Origin of the sequence: Aquimarina macrocephali JAMB N27 (assembly GCF_000520995.1) — a bacterium.
Classification (GTDB): domain Bacteria; phylum Bacteroidota; class Bacteroidia; order Flavobacteriales; family Flavobacteriaceae; genus Aquimarina; species Aquimarina macrocephali.
The window spans coordinates 71047-90419 of sequence record NZ_JACA01000003.1; the positions used below are offsets into that span (position 1 = coordinate 71047).

At 32.7% G+C, this 19373-nt stretch carries 20 protein-coding genes; 11 read left to right on the forward strand and 9 right to left on the reverse strand.

Going from position 1 to position 19373, the window contains the following annotated elements; translation table 11 throughout:
- Positions 1 to 6 precede the first annotated feature (6 nt).
- The 7 genes from Z054_RS0103270 to Z054_RS29865 all read left to right on the forward strand — a co-directional run bounded on the left by Z054_RS0103270 (position 7) and on the right by Z054_RS29865 (position 5682).
- A complete protein-coding gene (locus Z054_RS0103270; protein ID WP_024768664.1) occupies positions 7 to 921 on the forward strand; it encodes a ParB/RepB/Spo0J family partition protein in 915 nt (304 codons plus the stop codon).
- Complete coding sequence (locus Z054_RS0103275) at positions 911 to 1495, forward strand: DUF5683 domain-containing protein (protein ID WP_024768665.1); 585 nt, start codon at positions 911 to 913, stop codon at positions 1493 to 1495. The genes Z054_RS0103270 and Z054_RS0103275 overlap by 11 nt, the downstream gene beginning before the upstream one ends.
- 46 nt (positions 1496 to 1541) lie before the next feature.
- Positions 1542 to 2240 (forward strand): 4-hydroxy-tetrahydrodipicolinate reductase, encoded by a 699-nt coding sequence (dapB, locus tag Z054_RS0103280; protein WP_024768666.1) that lies wholly within the window; start codon positions 1542 to 1544, stop codon positions 2238 to 2240.
- Positions 2241 to 2294: 54 nt separating this feature from the next.
- Entirely contained in the window at positions 2295 to 3866 is a 1572-nt protein-coding gene (gene lepB / locus Z054_RS0103285; RefSeq protein WP_024768667.1) for a signal peptidase I, read from the forward strand.
- A 17-nt stretch (positions 3867 to 3883) separates the two neighbouring features.
- Positions 3884 to 4510 carry a WbqC family protein gene (locus Z054_RS0103290; protein WP_024768668.1) on the forward strand — a complete coding sequence of 209 codons (627 nt, stop codon included), beginning with the start codon at positions 3884 to 3886 and terminating at the stop codon, positions 4508 to 4510.
- Entirely contained in the window at positions 4507 to 4815 is a 309-nt protein-coding gene (locus Z054_RS0103295) for a DUF6122 family protein (protein ID WP_024768669.1), read from the forward strand. Before Z054_RS0103290 ends, Z054_RS0103295 begins: the two co-directional genes overlap by 4 nt.
- 90 nt (positions 4816 to 4905) lie before the next feature.
- Positions 4906 to 5682 (forward strand): M949_RS01915 family surface polysaccharide biosynthesis protein, encoded by a 777-nt coding sequence (locus Z054_RS29865; protein ID WP_024768670.1) that lies wholly within the window; start codon positions 4906 to 4908, stop codon positions 5680 to 5682.
- A gap of 45 nt (positions 5683 to 5727) precedes the next feature.
- Here the strand turns inward: Z054_RS29865 and Z054_RS0103305 are convergent, their stop codons facing one another.
- The 7 genes from Z054_RS0103305 to Z054_RS0103335 form a co-directional block, all read right to left on the reverse strand.
- Entirely contained in the window at positions 5728 to 6744 is a 1017-nt protein-coding gene (locus Z054_RS0103305) for an endonuclease/exonuclease/phosphatase family protein (protein WP_024768671.1), read from the reverse strand.
- Between the two features lie 2 nt (positions 6745 to 6746).
- Complete coding sequence (locus Z054_RS0103310; protein WP_024768672.1) at positions 6747 to 7625, reverse strand: rhomboid family protein; 879 nt, start codon at positions 7623 to 7625, stop codon at positions 6747 to 6749.
- A 3-nt stretch (positions 7626 to 7628) separates the two neighbouring features.
- Positions 7629 to 8414 (reverse strand): rhomboid family intramembrane serine protease, encoded by a 786-nt coding sequence (locus Z054_RS0103315; RefSeq protein ID WP_024768673.1) that lies wholly within the window; start codon positions 8412 to 8414, stop codon positions 7629 to 7631.
- Between the two features lie 7 nt (positions 8415 to 8421).
- On the reverse strand, positions 8422 to 10296 hold the full coding sequence (gene mutL, locus Z054_RS0103320) for a DNA mismatch repair endonuclease MutL (RefSeq protein ID WP_024768674.1): 1875 nt from the start codon (positions 10294 to 10296) through the stop codon (positions 8422 to 8424).
- Entirely contained in the window at positions 10297 to 10593 is a 297-nt protein-coding gene (locus Z054_RS0103325) for a hypothetical protein (RefSeq protein ID WP_035090467.1), read from the reverse strand.
- A 127-nt stretch (positions 10594 to 10720) separates the two neighbouring features.
- Positions 10721 to 11224, reverse strand: a complete 504-nt coding sequence (gene ribH / locus Z054_RS0103330; protein WP_024768676.1) for a 6,7-dimethyl-8-ribityllumazine synthase — start codon at positions 11222 to 11224, stop codon at positions 10721 to 10723.
- Between the two features lie 63 nt (positions 11225 to 11287).
- Complete coding sequence (locus tag Z054_RS0103335) at positions 11288 to 12058, reverse strand: tetratricopeptide repeat protein (protein WP_024768677.1); 771 nt, start codon at positions 12056 to 12058, stop codon at positions 11288 to 11290.
- A 136-nt stretch (positions 12059 to 12194) separates the two neighbouring features.
- Here Z054_RS0103335 and recF point away from each other — a divergent pair, with 136 nt between their 5' ends.
- From recF to Z054_RS0103350, 3 genes are read left to right on the forward strand one after another with little or no spacing between them, the layout of a single operon-like run.
- Positions 12195 to 13295, forward strand: coding sequence for a DNA replication/repair protein RecF (gene recF / locus Z054_RS0103340; protein WP_024768678.1), 1101 nt, complete (start codon positions 12195 to 12197; stop codon positions 13293 to 13295).
- 47 nt (positions 13296 to 13342) lie between these two features.
- The gene (locus Z054_RS0103345) at positions 13343 to 13756 is read left to right on the forward strand and encodes a hypothetical protein (RefSeq protein ID WP_024768679.1); all 414 of its coding nucleotides are present in this window, start codon (positions 13343 to 13345) and stop codon (positions 13754 to 13756) included.
- The gene (locus Z054_RS0103350) at positions 13756 to 14052 is read left to right on the forward strand and encodes a DUF721 domain-containing protein (protein WP_024768680.1); all 297 of its coding nucleotides are present in this window, start codon (positions 13756 to 13758) and stop codon (positions 14050 to 14052) included. The genes Z054_RS0103345 and Z054_RS0103350 overlap by 1 nt, the downstream gene beginning before the upstream one ends.
- Here Z054_RS0103350 and Z054_RS0103355 read toward each other — a convergent pair.
- Together Z054_RS0103355 and Z054_RS0103360 are read right to left on the reverse strand one after the other, a co-directional pair.
- Entirely contained in the window at positions 14038 to 14430 is a 393-nt protein-coding gene (locus Z054_RS0103355) for an acyl-CoA thioesterase (protein ID WP_024768681.1), read from the reverse strand. The two genes, Z054_RS0103350 and Z054_RS0103355, sit on opposite strands and share 15 nt — an antisense overlap.
- 124 nt (positions 14431 to 14554) lie before the next feature.
- Positions 14555 to 15727, reverse strand: coding sequence for a hypothetical protein (locus tag Z054_RS0103360; protein WP_024768682.1), 1173 nt, complete (start codon positions 15725 to 15727; stop codon positions 14555 to 14557).
- A gap of 410 nt (positions 15728 to 16137) precedes the next feature.
- On the opposite strand from Z054_RS0103360, the gene Z054_RS0103365 reads away from it, so the two are divergent.
- Positions 16138 to 19365, forward strand: coding sequence for a SusC/RagA family TonB-linked outer membrane protein (locus tag Z054_RS0103365; protein WP_024768683.1), 3228 nt, complete (start codon positions 16138 to 16140; stop codon positions 19363 to 19365).
- The last annotated feature ends 8 nt before the right edge of the window (positions 19366 to 19373 follow it).

Sequence of the window (19373 nt, forward strand, 5' to 3'; positions counted from 1 at the left end):
GGATTCATGGCGAAGGCAACTAAAAAGCAGGCACTAGGAAGAGGATTATCGGCACTATTAAAAGATCCTGATAATGATATACAATCAGTAGAGGACAAAAATGCCGATAAAGTAGTTGGTAATATTATAGAATTAGATCTAAATAGTATAGATGTAAATCCATTTCAGCCTCGTACTAGTTTTAATGATGAGACATTACGAGAACTTGCAACCTCGATAAAAGAAGTTGGCGTTATACAGCCAATTACAGTTCGTAAATTAGATTTTGACAATTATCAGTTAGTAAGTGGAGAACGTCGTTTTCGAGCTTCAAAATTAGCTGGGTTAAAAACAATACCTGCATATATTCGTATTGCTAATGACCAAGAGTCATTAACAATGGCATTGGTAGAGAATATTCAACGACAGGATTTAGATCCTATTGAAATTGCCCTATCATATCAACGTCTTATCGATGAGATTAGTCTGACACAAGAGCAATTGAGTGACAGAGTAGGAAAAAAAAGATCTACTATTGCTAATTACTTAAGATTACTAAAACTAGATCCTATTGTACAAACAGGGATGCGAGATGGTTTTATATCTATGGGGCATGGTCGTGCTTTGATAAATATTGAAGATCAGCAACAGCAACTGGATATTTATGAGAGTATTATAGGAAAATCATTATCTGTTCGTGATACCGAAAAAATAGTTAGATCTCTTAATGATAAAACAGAAAACACCCCTAATGCCAAGGCTTCTTCTACTAATAATCAGCTACCAAAACACATTGCCAAAGGGGTAAAAGAGTTTTCAGACTATTTTGGCGCAAAAATTGATATAAAAGTTTCTGGTAAAGGAAGTGGAAAACTTATCATACCATTTTCTTCAGAAGAAGATTTTAAACGCTTAAAGAAACTTATAGATAGTGAAGATTAAATTCTTTTATATTATTTTTTTTGTACTACTTTCTATTCAAAATATTCTTTCTCAAGAAAATGAAGAATTAAAAGTTATTACAGAAGAAGTTCCTGTAAAAAAGAAAAAAAGGGAAAGGAAAATACGTCCTTATGAGCCTTTGGCTCCCGCTAGAGCAGCATTTTATTCTGCAGTTCTACCGGGATTAGGGCAAGCATACACTAAAAAATATTGGAAAATCCCTATCGTATATGCGGCATTAGGAACAGGTATTTATTTCTATATCGATAATAACAATAAGTATAATCGCTTTAGGGATATATACAAACGCAGACTGGCAGGTTTTACAGATGATGAGTTTCCGAATATAACAAATGATCAATTAATATCATTGCAAGAACGTTTTCGTCGAGATAAAGAATTATCACTGTTAATAACAGTAGGAGTTTATCTTTTAAATATTGTAGATGCAAACGTTACGGCTCACTTATTACAATATAACGTAACCGAAGATCTCTCGTTCAAACCAAAAATAAATTTTAATGAGTTTAATGCCAAACCAAATTATGGCGTATCACTCAACTATAGCTTTTAAGAAATACTAATCCTTAAGAGCTTAGTGAATTAATATCAACCAAAATATGAAAATTGCACTACTGGGATATGGCAAAATGGGTAAAACCATAGAAAAGATCGCAATAGAAAGAGGTCATACCATAGTACTTAAAGTAGATAAAGGTGATACTACATATGATCTTTCTGAAGCCGATGTAGCTATTGATTTTAGTATTCCTGACGCAGCAGTAAATAATATCACCAATTGTTTTAATGCCAATGTTCCCGTAATATCTGGTACAACGGGATGGCTAGATCATTATGATGATATCCTTGAATTATGTAATGAAAAAAAAGGAGGATTCATTTATGCTTCAAATTATAGTTTGGGCGTAAATTTATTCTTCGAACTTAATAAAAAGCTTGCTAAGATGATGAACCCTTTAGAAGGGTATGCTATATCTATGGAAGAAATTCATCATACCGAAAAACTAGATGCTCCAAGTGGTACTGCAATAACACTGGCAGAGGGAGTTATTCAAAATACAGATAAAAAGGCATGGCAACTGGATAAAGGTGATGAAAATACCATCCCGATTGTTGCAAAAAGAATTGATAAAGTTCCCGGTACTCATACCATAACATACTCTTCTCTCGTTGATGATATAGAAATCAAACACACTGCACATAATCGTAATGGTTTTGCTCTAGGAGCTGTTGTCGCTGCCGAATGGTTAAAAGATAAAACCGGAGTTTATAGTATGAAAGATGTACTAGGTTTATAAAAAGTGTAACACTTTACAGATAAAAGGGACTTATATTAAAAAATATATTAAAAGATGATACTTACAGAATGGTTTATTTTTTTCCTGATACTACAGGTTATTCATTTTCTGGGAACCTGGAAATTATATAATAAAGCGGGTAGAAAAGCATGGGAGGCTCTTATCCCGGTCTATAATGCTGTAATTTTAATGAAGATTATAAATCGTCCATGGTGGTGGGTGATATTGTTATTTATCCCTGTAATAAATGTTATTATGCTCCCTGTTATTTGGGTAGAAACGATACGAAGTTTTGGGAAAAACTCTACCACCGATACCATTCTGGTTATCGTTACTCTTGGATTCTATATCTTTTATGTCAATTACATGCTCAATGTAACTTATATTGAAGATCGAGATCTAAAACCAAGAACCGCAACAGGAGAATGGGTAAGTTCAATTCTATTTGCAATTGTTGCTGCAACTATAGTACACACTTATTTTATGCAGCCCTACACCATCCCTACCGGTTCTTTAGAAAGAACATTACTGGTCGGGGACTTCTTATTTGTTAGTAAATTTCATTATGGTGCTCGTACTCCTATGACAGCAGTATCTTTTCCTATGGTTCATGATACAATCCCACTGGTACGAACCAAATCATATTCTAACAAACCACAATATCCATATTTTAGATTACCTGGTTTTCAAAAAATCAAACGTAATGATATTGTTGTATTTAGCTGGCCAATAGATACCGTAAATGCTTTTCAGCAATATAGCGATGGTAAACATCATTATAAACCTATAGATAAAAAATCTAATTATGTAAAACGTTGTGTAGGTACTCCCGGGGATTCTCTGGCGGTAGTAGATGGTTTTGTCTATGTTAATGGAAAACAAACTAAATTACCAGAACGAGCTCAATTACAGTTTTCATATTCTGGAACTACAAAGGGTAGCAGTTTCAATCTTCAAAACCTATATAACCGTTATAAAATAAAGCCTAATGAGTTTGGATATAACAATTCACAATTTAGTGCTCACGGTATGACCGAGGAAGCTGCTTCTCGATTTAAAAATCATCAAAACATAGCTAGTATACAGAGAAATGTGACTCCAAAAGGTTTAAAAGATCCTAAAATCTTTCCTAATAATGGTAAAGTAAACTGGAACTCTGATAATTTTGGTGCAATTTATATTCCTGAAGCTGGTAAAACAGTGAAAATGGATCTCAAAAGTTTCTCCCTTTACAGAAGAATTATAGAAGTCTATGAAGGTTCTGAAATGGGAATTGACAATAAACTATCTGTAAATGGCACGCAAGTACTCCTTAACGGCAAACCTATAGATAGCTATACTTTTAAACAAGATTACTACTGGATGATGGGTGATAATCGTCATAACAGTGAAGATAGTCGTGTATGGGGTTATGTTCCTGCTAATCATATTGTAGGGAAACCTGTTTTTGTATGGTTTAGCTGGGATTCTAATGCTAAAGGGCTTTTTAACAAAGTACGATGGGAACGCATGTTCACTACCGTTGGAGGAAATGGAAAACCGATTTCCTATTTTAAATATTTCCTGATTGTTTTAGCTGGCTGGATTATCTATAATCAATATCGTAAAAGGAAAAAAGGAGCTTAACACCCAGTACCATAAAATTGAAAACATCCCTACTCCATCCTATGTATTTTGGATCTATACTGCAGTATGTAGCTGTAGCCAAATCTGATGTTGTTGTTTTTGAAAATGAAGATAATTATCAAAAACAAACCTATCGTAACCGTACTTATGTCTATGGAGCAAATGGTAAACTTTTATTGTCCATTCCTATTAAGCATAATCAAAAGCAAGAAAGACAATTATACAGGGATGTTCGTATCGAGAATGATTTTCAATGGCAAGCATTGCATTGGAAATCTCTTGAAACTGCTTACAGAACTTCGCCGTTTTTTGAATATTATGAACATGAATTTGTTCACTTATTTGAAAAACCCAAAGAATTTCTTCTGGATTTCAATTATGAATGTATGCAAGTCGTACTAGACTGTCTTCAATTAGATACTTCTTTTTCTAAAACTACTACATATGACAAGGATCCCAAAGAAGTTACTGATTTGCGAAATCTGGTAAATGCAAAAAAAACAAAGTCATATGATCTTCAACCTTATATTCAAGTTTTTGAAGACAAATATGGTTTTATACCTAACCTCTCTATTTTAGATTTGGTATTTAATGAAGGGACCAATGCTTTGACTTATCTTGAGAATCAACCTGTTTTTCTATGATCCGACCGATCTTACATTATGGGTTTCATTTCATAGTTCCATTATTCATCGCAGTACTCTTCTTCCCTAAACAGTGGAAGAAGGTCTATTTTTTATTTATAGCAGCTATGCTAATCGATATCGATCATGTTTTGGCCGATCAAATTTTTGACCCTAATCGGTGTAGTATTGGATTCCATCCTTTACATAGTTATTATGCTATTACAGCATATGGAATTATGTTATTTTTTCCTAAAACGAGAATTATCGGATTAGCTCTACTATGGCATATTCTTACAGATCAGCTTGATTGCTGGATGATGTAAAAAATAGCTCACACATTCCATTTTAGAAAATATTGATTACATTTAGTATAGAACTGGTGCTAAGAAACTGCTTTTAATCTATTTTTTTCTATGAACAAACTTCTATTTTTTATCGTAATTGTTAGCTTATTTTCTTGTGGAAAACAAACAAAAGATTCCAATAACAATACTGAACAACAAGTAACAAAAGAGGATTCTACCCCAATAGTAGAGCTAAAAAGGCTTGATTCTATTTCATTCGATCCAAAAATGGCCCGTAGACTTTCTAATAAAGAAATCGCATCAACTTTTACTAAAAGAACAAAAAGGCGGTTCGATATTGTCTCCCCTATATACCAGGCATATTCGTATAAAGACGAGTTGGGAGAATATTACCTGTTATTATCAGAACGTTTTAAAGGAATAGATGAAAAAAATGACACTTTGTATGACCAGATAAAAGCACTTAATTTATCTTATAGAAACAAACAGTTCAAAAAAAAATCTTCTATTAAAGATGATATAGATAAAGATTGGGAAACATCGATTGGATTTTGGAACAAATACTCAAGTTTATCTGATTTAGACAATGATGGCCAGGCAGATCTTGTATTGGTTTATGGCACTATGGGACAAGATGGATATACAGATGGTAGAGTAAAGATTATTATCTATCATAACAAAAGGAGAGTAACTATTAGACATCAGAATAGCAATTATGATGGAAGGTTAACCAAAATCAGTAAAAAATTCTACACATTACCCCTTCAAATACAACAGTCTGTAAAAGAAAGAATGAAGCAAATGATGAAAAACAAACATGCAGTTTTCTTTGAAGATTGGGAAGCAAAAATGGAAACAAACGCTATTAGTATAGATGGATTGTAATATGATAATGAATCATTAAGAAAATGGTATTGCTCCTTTAAAAAGCTAAAGTTTTATTTTTGATAGTATAGGAAAATGATCTGAAAGCTCAAGATCAAAGCTTTTAAACCCTTGTACTTCAAATTCTTCGGGTACTAAAATAAAATCAATTCTAGCCGGAAACAATTCAAACTTAAAAGTTTTACCAAATCCCTTTCCTGCTTTCTTAAAAGTATCCTGAAGGTTTTCTGATCTAATTTTATCGTATACATATGAATATGCCGTATTATTAAAATCTCCCATCACAATATTTCTATATGGAGAAGATTTCATATGCTCTATAAGCTGCTCTGTCTGAGTTTGTTGTCTTTTAAAAGATACTCCGATGCGTTTTAATAACTTTTGAGAATCTGCCTTGGCCAAATCATCTGTTTTAGAACTAATCCTATGAGATTGTAAATGAATATTATACACTCTAATAGTATCCTTAGGAAATATTACATCTGCAAAAATCACATTGTTAGCCGTATTCTCAAAATTTAAAGAGCCTTTATTTATAAACGGAAATTTCGAAAAGATAACCAATGCTAATTCTCTACTGTTGTGATTAAAATACTCATACTTATTTACATATTGGCTAAAATCGATATCCGGATTATTATAATATTCCTGAGCACAAAAGATGTCTGGGTTTTGATCTTTCACCAATTTTGAAATATCCCGGGGAATTGTTTCTGAGGTTATCCAAAAAAAACGGTTAAAACTATGTACGTTATAACTCATCAATGAAATACCATCCTCAACCTCATCGGTTGACTTTCCTCTAAGCTTATACAATGAAGATACGTGAGAAATTCCAAGAATTAGTACAACCAGAGAAAGTATTCCCTTTTTATTGAGTTGTACTGCCCAAAATAACAGAAACAACACATTAATCACAATTAGAATTGGTACTGCCAAACTTAACACAGACAATAACGGAAACGTTTTTGGAGAAACATAAGGTAGTAAATAGGACAGTAACAAGGCAGAAGCTGCCATAGCGTTCATCAAAAAGACGATCTTGCTAATTACTTTCCTCATAACTACTCCTTCCCTGCTTTAAACAAAAAATCTTTCTCTTCTTTGGTTAAACTATCATAACCACTTTTGCTAATTTTATCCAAAATAGCATCAATTTGTTTCTGATTAGGAGTTTTAACTGAAGAAGTCACTGTTTTCTTAGGGGCTCTTTTATGAGTTTTTGATTTATGTACTGTCTTTAAAGGGCTTTTCTTTTTTGAAGTAAACATGGTACTTAACCCATCCATAAGTTTTTCGAACCAGGAACCAATATCATTTCCTTTTTTAAGTTGAATCGCATATATATAACCAAAAAGTGCACCGCCCAAATGAGCAATCAATCCACCAGCATTACCAGATGTAGGAATTTGGATAAGATCAGAAAGCACTACGAACACCCCTATCTGCCATAATTTGATGTTAAACATAAAGATTCGTACTTCAGAATTTGGTGTATATGCAGCAATAAAAATCATAATGGCACGAACTGCAGCCGATGCTCCAATTAAATATGCTAATGTGTTATTTAAAACCGGAAATACATTATAGGCCAACACAAATAATAATCCTCCGCAGATAGCACCTAATAAGTAAATTGTGAGAAATCTTTTTTCGGTAAATAAGTTTAAAACATATTGTCCAAACCAGTATAGCACTAGCATATTCCAGAAAATATGCCAAAAATCAAAATGCAAAAAACTATACGTGAGAATACTCCAGGGTTGTATGATCAACGATCCAGGATCAACAGGTAAAACAAACCACTCCATCAAAGCGCCAGAGTTTGTTTTAAAAATCCAGGATCCTAGTGTAGCGAATAAAAATAAAGCTACATTAATAACAATAAGCTTAATGATTACATTAGCTGTTTTAAACTGATATGATAGATTATTTGCTGTCATCGATTAATACCACCGTTTATCATTGAACGAATTCTTTTTCCAATACCATATCATAATAAACCCAAAGAGAGCTCCACCCAAATGTGCTAAATAAGCTGTATTGGAAGGGCTGAAGACAGAATACCCAGTAAGCATAGAAAATAAATCTAATAAAATAATTCCAGGAATAAAGTATTTAGCTTTTATAGGAATTGGTAAAAAGATTAACATAAGTTCTTGATTTGGAAATAAAACTCCAAACGCCACCAAAATTCCCATTAATGCACCAGAGGCTCCTACTAATGTTCCATTAAAATTCCCTACTAATTGTTTGAAATCATTTGGACTCAAGGTATTTTCCCAAACTGGCATATATTTCCCTTGGTTAAGAACGTCAAAAATTACATCACGCTCATAACCTGCATTTACCAATTGAGATAATGAATCCTGAAATTGAAAATAATCATAACCAGCATGTATCAATAAAGCTCCAAGGCCAGCCGAAATATAGAAAAAAACAAATTTTTTAACTCCTAAAAATCGCTCCACTGGTGTTCCGAACATCCACAAACCAAACATATTGAATAATATATGTTGAAAGTAAATAGTTTGACCATTCTCTGTAGGAACGTAATTTGCATGCATAAACATATGAGTAATTACCTGCCAAGGTTTGAATAAATCATTACTAACAAAATGATATGCAAATAAATTATTAAACAACACTCCTTTAGCTATCGAAAGTGCTCCTATCCAAAAAATGACATTTATAATCAATATGTTTTTAACAGCTGGTGTAATCCTTCCCATTTATGTATTAAAATTTCTTATCGATTTCATCTACTGTTAACGTAATGAAAGTCGGCTTATTATTTGGTGTTATAGTAGGCTCAGTACATGCAAACAGGCTATTTACCATATACTGTTGTTGTTCTGAAGCCAATTCTACTCCTGCTCGCACTGCAATACTTTTTGAAATGGATCTGGCTAGCAAATCTGTCTGAGAAAAACCACTATCTGGCACTTCACTTTCGAGATCACTAATCAACTGTTCCAAAAGTTGAGCTACTTCTTTTTCTGAAGTAACCGATGGTATTCCCATAATTTCAACTTCTCCGGGGGATAACTCTCCAAAAACAAACCCTGTATTTTCGAGCTGTTCTTTTACAGTAGTAAGAAGTTCAATCTCTTTTTTGGTAAAAGAAAGTACCAGTGGAAACAATAATTGTTGACTTACAGCACTTGCCATAGTAATATTACGCAATAACTCTTCGTATAATATTCTTTGATGTGCTCGGTTTTGATTAACAATCACCATCCCACTTTTTATGGTAGTAACAATATATTTTTTTCTAAGTTGATACGTTGTATGATGTCCAACTTTTTTTTCATCGGTCTCAAACAATGATCCTGTAACTTCTACGCTTTCGAATTCTACTGAAGAAAAATCATTTTCAGTAGACTTGATGGTTGTCATTTCAGATTCTAACCCTACATACAGATTCTCCCAGTCTCCGGCAGATTCTTTTTTAAACGATGTATGGCTTTTGCCCGAAAACGAGCTGCCACCAGATACTTTTTCATCTTTAAACGGATTAAAATTACGATCTACCTCTATTGTAGGTGTCTGAGCAGTTTTGCTCTTATACTCATAAGGTGTATCCATCGAAGCATCTCTATTAAAATCTAATACAGGTGCTACATTAAATTGCCCAAGGCTATGTTTTATCGAAGCTCTTAACATGGCATACAACGCATGCTCATCTTCAAATTTAATTTCGGTCTTAGTAGGGTGAATATTAATATCTATTGATTTGGGATCCACAGTAAGGTATACAAAATAGCTTGGGTGTGCTTTATCTTTTAGCAAACCTTCAAATGCGGCATTAACAGCATGATTTAAATAAGGGCTCTTAATAAATCTATTATTAACAAAGAAAAACTGCTCGCCACGAGTACGCTTGGCATATTCTGGTTTTCCTATAAATCCACTTATAGTAACTAAGTCTGTTTCTTCTTCAACGGGAACAAGTTTTTCATTGGTTTTCCCTCCAAAAATATTTACAATACGTTGGCGACAATTTGTAATAGGCAGGTTAAAAACTTCACTACCATTGTGGTACATATCAAATTTAATAGAATGATGTGCCATAGTCACCCGATGAAATTCATCGATAATATGGCGTAGTTCTACTGCATTTGATTTTAAAAAATTTCGCCTTGCAGGAATATTATAAAATAAATTTTTGACACTTATAGAAGTTCCTTTTGGAGTTACGCATACTTCTTGAGAAATCACTTCACTACCTTCTATATTAATCTCTGTACCTACCTCGTCTTCTTCTTGCTTCGTTTTTAACTCTACATGAGCAATCGCAGCAATAGAAGCCAGAGCTTCTCCTCTGAAACCTTTGGTATCTAATTGAAAAATATCTTCTGCCGCTTTTATTTTTGAAGTAGCATGCCGTTCAAAACTCAGCCTGGCATCGGTAACGCTCATTCCTGATCCATTATCAATAACCTGAATAAGAGTTTTACCAGCTTCTTTTATAATTAATTTTATATGCGTAGCCTTAGCATCAATTGCGTTCTCTAACAGCTCTTTCACTACTGAAGCTGGTCGTTGAACCACCTCTCCGGCAGCAATTTGATTAGCTACGTGATCTGGTAATAGTTGAATGATATCAGACATCTATCGTCGTGCAGTAAATATGGATAAATCAAAATCAATTATATACAAAAAGATGAAGATCAGGATTATTGCAATATAAATAACCTTTCTATTAATTTCACGATTACCTCGATTACGACTCGATGTACGGGCTTCTGCCCAGTGTGAACCAAAATCTATATCATTTGTAGCATCCCTGTATTTGGTAATTTTATTCTCAAAATTATAGATATTACCTCCACTTTTACCTTCATAGTACCTAGGGGTGTAATTGAATCTTCGGTTTTTCCTTCTTTTTGGGATACTTAACTTCACAATCTGCTTCTATCTTTTTGATTATCCAAATATACTTAAAAAGCATTGTAATGTAAAGTTTTTAGCATTACAATAACATCAAAATATAAATAGCAAAGATTATACCGCTTAGATTTTAGTCAGAGAATTCTTATTTATAAAAAGTTGCATCTTTACGCAACTGCGCCATTTTGATAGCTGCAATTGCTGCTTCAGTTCCTTTATTACCATGCTTTCCTCCAGAACGATCAATAGATTGCTGTAGTGTATTATCAGTAAGTACACAAAAGATTACAGGGATATCACTAGCAATATTTAAGTCCTTGATTCCTTGCGTAACACCTTCACAAACAAAGTCAAAATGTTTGGTTTCTCCTTGTATAACAGACCCTACGGCGATAACAGCATCAAGCATATCAAAAGATTCTTGCATTTTCTTACACCCATATATCAATTCGAAACTTCCGGGTACATTCCAGCGTACTATGTTTTCTTTTACTGCTCCACAATCTATAAATGCATCAAATGCACCTTGAAATAACCCTTGGGTAATTTCTTCATTCCATTCTGAAACAACAATCCCAAACCGAAAATTTTTCGCATTTGGGATAGTTGTTTTATCGTATTGTGATAAATTTTTATTTTCTGTAGCCATATTGGTTTCGCGTCTTGGATTTCAGGTTTCAGCAAAAAACTGAAAATTAGAACCACAAAACTATTACTTCATTGCTTGTGCTTTACCTAGATGTACATCTGCTTGATTAGCTTCTACACTCTTAGGAAATTCTTCTTTAATTCTTTCTAAATACGGAATTGCAACTTCTGGTTTATCAAGAGATATTGCAGTAATTGCTGCTTTTAATAAAAACTTCGGAGTAGTAAAGTCATTTACCTTTGCTTTAGCCGCTTTCTCATAATACCCTAATGCTTCTTCTGTTTGATCAAGCTGAGAAAATGCATCACCAATACCTCCAAGAGCTAAAGGGCCTAATATATCATCATCACTCTTAAAACTATCAAGGTAATTGATTGCTTCCTGGTATTTATTCATATTTAGGTAAGAAAATCCAGCATAATAGTTTGATAGGTTAGCAGCATCGGTACTACCATAATTCTCTATAATTCCTAAAAAACCATACTTTCCTTCTCCTCCATTAAGAGCTAAAGTATATAATGAATCGCTAAGTTTAGAGTTACCATTAACAGCATTATCAAAATACTGTTGTGCTGTAAACATCTCATTAGCTGCTTCTTCCTCTTTTGGTTCCTGGATAAATTTCTGAAATCCAAGGTATCCTAATATCACAACGGCTATCATTCCGACAGCACTTAGTATGTATTTTTGGTTAGCTGCAACCCATTCTTCAGTTTTGGAAGCCCCTTCATCTAAGGTATTAAATACCTCAGCAGTTGTTGAATTGTCTTCTATTTGCTCAACTTCTTCAGCTTTGTTTTTTGGTTTGTGTCCACGTTTCTTGTAAGTTGCCATAAATTTTCTTTAATGAACGGCAAAAATAAAATATTTATTCACAATTAAAAGCACAACTATTTATTATTTTTCAATAATTTGCGTCGGTTAACTAAGAATTCTATTAAAGTCGGGACTCCTTGATGATCAATATTTTATGATTTTAAATTCTCTTTCTTTACTTAATTATAAAAATTTCGAGTCCATCAATTTTGAATTTGACGATAAAATAAACTGTCTTGTTGGAAATAATGGGGTCGGAAAAACAAATATTCTGGATGCTATTTATCATTTGTCATTTGGTAAAAGCTATTTCAATCCAATTACTAGTCAAAACATTAAGCATAATGCCGATTTTTTTGTTATTGATGGTCTTTACACAAAAGAAGGTCGTGATGAAAAAGTTATTATTAGTGCAAAAAGAGGGCAGAAAAAAGTAATCAAACGCAACGCAAAAATATATGATACTTTTAGCGAGCATATTGGTTTTTTACCTTTGGTAATTATTTCTCCCGCAGACAGAGATCTAATTACAGAAGGTAGTGATACTCGTCGCAAATTTATAGATGGTGTGATCTCCCAAAGTGATCAATCTTATCTAAAAACATTATTAAAATATTCTAAAATTGTATCACAGCGTAACTCTCTATTAAAGTACTTTACTGCCAATAATACTTTTGACCTTACCACATTAGAGGTATACAACCAGCAAATGCATGAGTACGGTAGTATTATCTACGAAAAAAGAGCAGCATTTTTAGAGGTTTTTATTCCTATTTTCGAAAGCAGATATCAAGCAATTAGCTCTGGAAAAGAAAGTGTTACTCTTTCTTATCAAAGTAAGCTATCCGAAACTAATTTACTAATTCTTTTAGAACAAAGTCTTTCTAGAGACAGAATGCTACAATATACCAGTGTGGGAGTTCATAAAGATGATTTGTCTTTTGAGATTGAAGGATATCCTATTAAAAAATTCGGAAGCCAGGGACAGCAAAAATCGTTTCTTATTGCTTTAAAACTAGCTCAATTTGATTTTATTAAAAAACAAAGTAAAGTAAACCCTATACTCTTGCTTGATGATATTTTTGACAAACTCGATGAAAAACGTGTAGAACATATTATAAAATTGGTAGATGATCAAAATTTTGGACAATTATTCATTAGTGATACTCATGCAGATCGAACTGAAAGTGTGGTAAAAAAGATATCGCAATCATACAAAATTATTAAGTTGAAAAATAACGAATTAGAGAAATAGAGATTATTAAAATTTCTTCTGATAAATAAAAAACACTCAGATAAAATATGCGACGAGTTTTATTTTGTGTAGTACTCCTATATGTCACTTCCTGTACAACCACCAACCCAAAAGAGTATATTCAATATTTGGATGGGTATTGGGAAATTAAAAAGGTGGTATTGCCAGATGAAAACAAAAAAGAATATGTGTTCAATCAGGATATTGACTTTTTTGAAGTTAAAGATTCAATAGGAATACGTAAAAAAGTACGACCTCGACTGGATGGAAGTTTTATAATTACCAATAATCAGGAAATATTCACTATAGTTATTGAAAATGATAGTGTAAGGCTGTATTATAAAAACTCGTTAGCGACATGGAAAGAAACCATTATTTCTGCAAAAGAAAACGAGATAGTTTTCAAGAATGAAACAGGAAATGTTTACTTTTATCAACGATATCAAAAGCTAAAATTATAATGGCAAAACGTCATCAAGAACATCAGAGTATGGAAGAGGCTTTAAAAAGCTTTGTTTCAGACAATAATCTACAAAAAGGATTAGACAAGGTTGCTGTACGTGATGTTTGGGAAAAAATAATGGGGCCTGCAATAACAAAATATACACGGAATATTAAACTTGAAAGAGAAACTGTGTATGTTGAACTTACATCATCTGTATTAAGAGAAGAACTTAGCTATGGCAGGCAAAAAATAATAGACAACCTCAATGATGAACTAGGCAAGGTATTAGTCAAAAAACTAGTTCTGAGGTAACTCCTCTTTTTCATGTATAATCTTAGTTTTACCATGTGATACTGGTTTTCCATTGACATCAAGATTAACTACCGTTATATTCTCTACCTTAATAATTGTCTTATGCGTTAACTTATTTCTCACTTCACATTTAAGAATCAAAGAGGTATTTCCGAATTTCACAACGTCCATTCCTATTTCAATAATATCACCTTGTACTGCAGAGCTAACAAAATTGATTTCAGACATAAATTTAGTCACTACTCTTCTGTTTTGTAATTGTATAATTGCATACAATGCCGCTTCTTCATCTATCCATTCTAATAACCTACCTCCAAATAAGGTTTCATTAGAATTTAAATCGCCTGGTTTTATAATTTTTCTGGTGTGATACTTCATGACTTTATTTTGTTTGCCACAAAATTATCAAAAATATCGTGTTCTATACTCGATAAAAGAAAAGGATTTTACAGTTAAGATGTATTACTATTTAACGCGTTGTCATTAACAATGTACAGAGTGATTAGGGAACTATTATCTCGTCACAAAACTTTATACCATCGGGGCAATTTGGAGTTATTACTTTAGCACATACATTATTTGTCCCTTGATCCAAATTAAGCTCTATTACTCCTGCACTTAACAGCGAGTTTTCAATAAAAACTTCATTTACATACCAGCCTATAGTAGCATCATTACTTACCCCTGTAACAGAAGGGTTAAATTTATATGTATTTGTACCTGTAACCCGTTCATTAGTAAATGTAATATCCGGGCAAATAGGTTCTACCACAATTTCTTTACAAGCAATCGTCCCGCTAAGGCAGTTAGTGGTAATCACTTTTATACAAGTTTCATATGTTCCCGGAGTAAATTGCCTTGTAAATGGGTTTCCATCAACAACCTGATCAGCAATTATCTCTCCATTGATTTTAAAAAATAGTTGATACCCATCCATAATCTCAATATCTGGAATGAATCTATACTCATTATCTTGTAAAGGTTGGATTTCAAATCGTATTGTAGGGCAGCCAATACAATTATTTATGATTTCATAAAACTCATAATATGTCGATACTTGGGTCGGCTTAAGATCTGGAGTAACTAGTATTGATATTGGAAATATAAAATTCGGCTGATAAATAGCCCCTTGATCCGTAAGAAAACGACTAAAATTTTCCTCGCTATCAATATTAACTTCTTTATTTTCTTTATCACTTAGCGTAATAGGATATTCAAACTTAAAACATTGTTTATATAAATGATTAAAAATATCTCTGAATGTTTTTATCTGGCATTCTCTAAGTACACTAATCAAAGAATCTTCATTTTCTACAAGAAGAGGGTCATTAGCTCCTTTAAACATTATCTGAATAGGAAATTGTAACCCGGTTATATTAAAATTTGCACTTTGCCCAGAAATTACCCCAAGTAATCCTTTATAATCATCAACTCGTATGGTCGAATCAGTATTATAACCAAATATCAATGGATATTTAAAGGTAAAACACAGCTCCTCTTCATTTATTACCGAATTTCTTGTTTTTATATCATTAAGAATAGATACGATTGTTGTACTTGATGTAATCTTAGCATCTATACTATCAGGAAAAAAAGAGTCATCATTTACACAAGAATATGCAAACATTACCAATGCTAATATAAAACCTTTACAATATGTACTTAATTTATTCAATATGAAACTGTTCTAGATATATTTATAACGTTTACAAATTCATTTACCCTACCCCATTTCTCTATTTAACATGGATGAATGTATATAAAATAAAATTAGAATCAAAAGACTATCTAAATACATCCAATATAATTAAGAACAACAAAACAACTCGATAAATTTTAATTCATCTTTGTTATTATCAAAAAAACATTACATATTAAATCACAATATTAGATAATCTTCGTTTTATAAATTATAAGGTTTAAAATGGTTTAAAACTTCTTTATAAAAAGAAAAATCTTAATTAGTCGTCTTTTCAAGTTACCCTTACAATTTCTCAGTTAATTTTTTGTTAAAAAAACATTATCCTTATTATCCTGTAATTTTTCTTAATAACCTTGCTTACTAACAAAAATTAACATGCAATAATGAAATTATTAACAAAAAACATGCTAATACTTCTAACGGTATTAGTGACGCAATTTTCTGTTGCGCAAGAAACCCCTATTACAGGTAAGGTCACAGATGATGGCGGCATGCCATTACCTGGTGTAAACATTATAGTAAAGGGTAGCAACAGTGGAGCTCAAACAGATTTTGACGGGATGTATTCGTTACAAGCTTCTGAAGGAAGTACTCTTCTCTTCAGTTACCTTGGTTTTGCAGATCAGGAGGTTATTGTAGGCACCCAAAAAACTATTAATGTACAATTAGAAGTTACGGCTTCTCAATTAGAAGAGATAGTAGTTACGGCTCTTGGTATTTCTAGAGATAAAAAATCTTTAGGATATTCTACACAAGAAGTTGATGGAGAAGATTTAACTAAAGTAAAAACTGCAAATTTTGTAAACGCACTTTCTGGAAAAGCTTCTGGTATTCAAATTAGAAAAAATAACAATATAGGTGGGTCTACCAATGTTGTTATTAGAGGTAATGCTTCTTTAACTGGAAGTAACCAGGCTTTATTTGTTATTGATGGGGTTCCTATCAATAATACAAATAGTAATTCTGCTGGTCAGGGTCAAGCTCAAGGAGGGTATTATGATTATGGTAATGCTGCATCAGATATTAACCCTGAGGATATAGAATCTATAAACGTTCTAAAAGGTGCTGCTGCATCTGCTCTTTATGGTTCAAGAGCTGCAAATGGTGTTATTATGATTACTACTAAAAAAGGTGGTAAATCTAAAGGACTTGGAATTACAGTTAATTCTGGAATGACATTTGGATCTATTGATAAAAGTACATTTGCAAAATACCAAACACAATATGGTGCTGGTTATAGTCCTGGTTTTTATCAGGAAGATATATTGGGAGATGGCACAGCAGATGATCAAACAGTTAAATATGATGATGATGCTTCTTATGGATCTGCTTTTGATTCAAGTGTATTAGTATACCAATGGGATTCTTTTGATCCTGCATCACCTAACTACAGAACAGCAACTCCATGGGTAAACGCTGAGAATGGTCCTATTTCATTTTTTGAGACTCCGATAACAATTACAAATTCGTTATCATTAGACAAAGGATATGATCAGGGTTCTTTTAGATTAAACTACACGATGTTTGATCAAACTGGTTTGATGCCAAACAGTTCTATCAAGAAGCATAACTTTTCTATGAGCGGAAGTTTTAAACTTAGTGATAAATTAACTGCAACTGGATATGCTAATTATATCAAAACAGATGGTTTAGGTCGTAACTCTACAGGATATAATGATAATATTGTATCTAATTTTAAACAATGGTGGCAAACCAATGTTGATATAAGACAACAAGAAGATATTTATTTTGCAACAAGAAGAAACGTAACTTGGAACCCTGCTTCTGCAGATGCCGGTTCTACGCCAATTTATTGGGATAATCCATATTGGAAACGTTATGAGAATTATCAATCTGATTCTAGAAATCGTTTTTTAGGAAATGTTTCTCTAAACTATGTAATAACAGATTGGTTTAATATTACAGGTAGAGTCGCTACAGATACATATTCTGAATTACAGGAAGAAAGAAGAGCTAATGGTAGTGTTCCTACTCGTTTTGGAGTTAGTAGAGGTAATGTAGATTCTGGATATGGAAGAAGAGATATTCGAAATACAGAAACCAACTATGATTTGATGTTTAATTTTGATAAAAACTTAAGTGATGAATTTAATATTAAAGGGATTTTAGGAACTAATATTAGAAGAAATCACTTTCAATCTATTTATGCATCTACCAGTGGTGGGCTAAGTGTTCCTAGATTATATTCATTACAAAACAGTAAAGGACCTCTTCCATTACCGGTAGAAAGAGATGAAAAAATTGGAGTTGATGGTGTGTATGCCAGTGTATCTCTTGGATATAAAAACATGTTGTTTTTAGATGGTACCATAAGAAGAGATCATTCTTCAACGTTACCAAAAGGTAATAGTACTTTCTACTACCCATCTATTGCAGGTAGTTTTGTTTTTTCTAGCCTTTTGGATACAGATATTATTTCATTTGGTAAATTAAGAGCCAATTATGCAGAAGTAGGTAATAGTGCTCCTTTTGATTTTTTATATGATAGTTATAATGTGAACACTCCTATAGGAAGCGCAAGTACTTCTGTAGGAAACGTAAAAAAGAATCCTAATCTAAAACCTGAAAGAACAACAAGTACTGAGATTGGTTTAGAAATGAAACTTTTACAAAACAGATTTGGATTTGATGTCGCATATTACGTAAACAACTCTATTGATCAAATTTTTGGAGTACCTGTTAGTAGAGGAACTGGTTATACTTCTAAAATTCTTAATGCAGGAGAAATTGAAAATAAAGGTATAGAAGTATCTGTATCCGGAACCCCAATAAAAACCGACGATCTATCCTGGAAGGTAAATGTAAACTGGTCAAAAAATAAAAATAAAGTAGTTTCTTTAGAAGATGGTATAGAAAATCTTCAATTAGGTGACTTTCAAGGAGGTGTTACAATAAACGCTACTGTAGGTCAACCATATGGTGTTATTTATGGTACAGATTACACCTACATAAATGGGCAGAGAGTTATAGACCCTTCTAATGGACAACATATAAAAACTACTGCATCCAATAATGTAATAGGAGATACTAACCCAGAATGGTTGATGGGTATTTCTAATAAAGTTAATTATAAAAATCTTTCTTTTAGCTTTTTAATTGATATCCAAAAAGGAGGAAGCATATTTGCTTTGGATCAGTATTATGGTCTGGCAACTGGTTTATATGCCGAAACAGCTTTTATCAATGATTTAGGAAATCCTGTAAGAAATACTTTAGCCGATGGCGGTGGTTTTATCAATCCAGGTGTAAATCCTGATGGATCTACAAATACTACGCGAATCAGAGCAGATCGATTTGGTGCTCAAGGATATCGTAGAGGTTTACCTGATGCTGCTTTTGTATATGATGCTAGTTATGTAAAATTACGTGAAGTCTCTTTAACATACACTTTTCCTAAAAAATTAATTGACTACACTTTCTTAAATGATGTATCTATAAGTATAATTGGATCAAACCTTTGGATTATTGACAAAAACACTCCTCATGAAGATCCTGAAGGAGGTTTAAGTTCTGGTAACCTACAAGGGTACTCTACTGGGTCATTACCAACAACCAGAGATTTTGGTTTTAACTTAAAATTACAATTCTAAAAAAATTA

What these genes read in the sequence shown, in the direction of transcription:
- Z054_RS0103270 (WP_024768664.1), top strand. Translation starts at nt 7, where the DNA reads ATGGCGAAGGCAACTAAAAAGCAGGCACTAGGAAGAGGATTATCGGCA.
- dapB (WP_024768666.1), top strand. Translation starts at nt 1,542, where the DNA reads ATGAAAATTGCACTACTGGGATATGGCAAAATGGGTAAAACCATAGAA.
- lepB (WP_024768667.1), top strand. Translation starts at nt 2,295, where the DNA reads ATGATACTTACAGAATGGTTTATTTTTTTCCTGATACTACAGGTTATT.
- Z054_RS0103295 (WP_024768669.1), top strand. Translation starts at nt 4,507, where the DNA reads ATGATCCGACCGATCTTACATTATGGGTTTCATTTCATAGTTCCATTA.
- Z054_RS29865 (WP_024768670.1), top strand. Translation starts at nt 4,906, where the DNA reads ATGAACAAACTTCTATTTTTTATCGTAATTGTTAGCTTATTTTCTTGT.
- Z054_RS0103305 (WP_024768671.1), bottom strand. Translation starts at nt 6,744, where the DNA reads ATGAGGAAAGTAATTAGCAAGATCGTCTTTTTGATGAACGCTATGGCA.
- Z054_RS0103310 (WP_024768672.1), bottom strand. Translation starts at nt 7,625, where the DNA reads ATGACAGCAAATAATCTATCATATCAGTTTAAAACAGCTAATGTAATC.
- Z054_RS0103315 (WP_024768673.1), bottom strand. Translation starts at nt 8,414, where the DNA reads ATGGGAAGGATTACACCAGCTGTTAAAAACATATTGATTATAAATGTC.
- mutL (WP_024768674.1), bottom strand. Translation starts at nt 10,296, where the DNA reads ATGTCTGATATCATTCAACTATTACCAGATCACGTAGCTAATCAAATT.
- ribH (WP_024768676.1), bottom strand. Translation starts at nt 11,224, where the DNA reads ATGGCTACAGAAAATAAAAATTTATCACAATACGATAAAACAACTATC.
- Z054_RS0103335 (WP_024768677.1), bottom strand. Translation starts at nt 12,058, where the DNA reads ATGGCAACTTACAAGAAACGTGGACACAAACCAAAAAACAAAGCTGAA.
- recF (WP_024768678.1), top strand. Translation starts at nt 12,195, where the DNA reads ATGATTTTAAATTCTCTTTCTTTACTTAATTATAAAAATTTCGAGTCC.
- Z054_RS0103345 (WP_024768679.1), top strand. Translation starts at nt 13,343, where the DNA reads ATGCGACGAGTTTTATTTTGTGTAGTACTCCTATATGTCACTTCCTGT.
- Z054_RS0103350 (WP_024768680.1), top strand. Translation starts at nt 13,756, where the DNA reads ATGGCAAAACGTCATCAAGAACATCAGAGTATGGAAGAGGCTTTAAAA.
- Z054_RS0103355 (WP_024768681.1), bottom strand. Translation starts at nt 14,430, where the DNA reads ATGAAGTATCACACCAGAAAAATTATAAAACCAGGCGATTTAAATTCT.
- Z054_RS0103365 (WP_024768683.1), top strand. Translation starts at nt 16,138, where the DNA reads ATGAAATTATTAACAAAAAACATGCTAATACTTCTAACGGTATTAGTG.